This window comes from Phenylobacterium sp. (assembly GCF_036723115.1).
Lineage (GTDB): Bacteria > Pseudomonadota > Alphaproteobacteria > Caulobacterales > Caulobacteraceae > Phenylobacterium.
The window spans coordinates 1-1,744 of sequence record NZ_DAIMHV010000255.1; the positions used below are offsets into that span (position 1 = coordinate 1).

2 protein-coding genes and 1 pseudogene are annotated in these 1,744 nt (G+C 68.3%); all 3 read right to left on the bottom strand.

Going from position 1 to position 1,744, the window contains the following annotated elements; translation table 11 throughout:
- A pseudogene (locus V7D28_RS15215) lies at window positions 1-227 on the bottom strand (hypothetical protein); the annotation flags it as partial.
- A gap of 10 nt (window positions 228-237) precedes the next feature.
- Window positions 238-1,443, bottom strand: a complete 1,206-nt coding sequence (locus V7D28_RS15220; protein ID WP_333588225.1) for a GNAT family N-acetyltransferase — start codon at window positions 1,441-1,443, stop codon at window positions 238-240.
- 206 nt (window positions 1,444-1,649) lie between these two features.
- A partial coding sequence (locus tag V7D28_RS15225; protein WP_200918645.1) for a hypothetical protein occupies window positions 1,650-1,744 on the bottom strand: 95 nt, incomplete at its 5' end.

Genomic DNA, 1,744 nt, shown 5'->3' on the forward strand with positions numbered 1-1,744 from the left:
CGCAGGGTGACCTGACCGTCGGCGTCGAAATCGAACAGATTGATGTCGTAGAGGTCTTCGGGATAGCGATCGAGCAGCTCGGCCAGGGCCGCATCGCTGAAGAGACCGCTCTGCGCCAGGCCGTGAGCGAAGGTTATCGGCTTCGTGCGAAAACCCGCCCGCTGCTCGGAGCTCCAGGCGGGAACCAAGCGCTCGTCAGCGCGAGTCGCGGTCGCGGCGTCGGTCATGGTCAGCCTCCTATTCCGTCAACAGCAGGCCGGCGCCGGCCAGAGACAGGCCCGCCCCCAGGCTGAGGGTGAGCTTGCGATGACGCAGGCCCAGGGCGCCCAGGGAGCGCCCCACAGCGCCGATCTGTCCTTCCAGGGTCGGCTCGCAGGCGGCGATGCGGTCCAGACGGCGCTCTATGCGTTCATAGACCGAAGCCAGACGCCGGCCGATCGGCGGGTGAACGGCGCTCGTCTCCTGCACCAGGCGCCGGATCTGCGCGATCAGCGGATCGACATGGATGTCGCCTTCCAGCACCTCTGGCCCGGGATCGGCGAAGAGCTTCTTGTAGCTCTCTGCGCCGGGACCGAAGTCCGCGTGACGAACCCCCTGCTCGGCCAGCGCCTTCAAGGTCTCGAACGACAGCAGGGCGCCGGGTGAAAAGCGCGCGAAGTCACGATCATAGATGGGGAACCAGAAGTGGTAGGTTTCCCCGGACAGAAGGCCCACCTCCGCGGCGATCTGCCGGCCTTCGACCTCCAGCAACGCCACCCGCAGGCCGAAGTCCGGCGCCTCGATCGCCAGCAGGGCCTCGAGCAGTTCCCGGGTCCAGGGTGTGGAGAAGACGTCATGCTGGCCGGTGCGGCGCATCTGGTCGCGCTTGCCATCCATGAGGGTCCTGAGAACCTCAGGATCGCGGCTCCAGGTCAGCCTCGCTGGCCCATGCGCCTTGGTGAGCTGGCGCAGGCAGCGCTGCTTGTCCCGCACGGCGCTCCACTGACCGGCCGCCTTGCGGCCTTCCAGATAGGCGTCGTAGCCCTCCGACAGATCGGCGATCATGGCCGGGCGCGAGACCGCGCCCTCGCCGCGGTCGGCCGCGCCGTCCATCAGGCCGTTGAAGCGGAACCGCCTGGCGCCCAGCTGTTCGACCACTTGGCGCAGATCGATCTCTGCGCCAGCCGGGGCGATCAGGCCGTGATAGTCGGTCAGCGGCGCCGCCAGGGGCTGCAACAGACCCCCGCGGCGCTGGAACGGCAGGAATGCCGCCACCTCCCGATGACGCCGGATGACGGCCACGGCCGCGCCCGGCGCCACCCGGGCGGCGGCCTCGATATAGCGGAGATCGAAATATGGGCTGTAGAGCGCAGGGTTGGCGGCGCGGAACTGCGCCCAGAGCGCGCGCTCGGCAGGGCTGAGCTCAGCGACCGCCCGGCTCTCGACCTCCACTCCCCGTCCCATTTCGGCGCCCTCCGGACCCAACGCTCTTTCAGGTTGCAACACCTGCAAGTTGCGCGCCTCAAGGCCGCCAACAAACCACGGCGGGGTTTCGAAAAGGCAAAGGGAGATTGCGAGCCTGGGGCAAAAGGAAAGGGCCGCCGGGGGTTTCCCGGCGGCCCTTCTGACTTTGTCGTCGGGTCGGTGGGGGCGCTCGGCCCTTTTTCCGATTACTCGACGATCTTGGCCACGACGCCCGCGCCGACGGTCCGGCCGCCTTCACGGATGGCGAAGCGCAGGCCCTGGTCCATGGCGATCGGGGTGA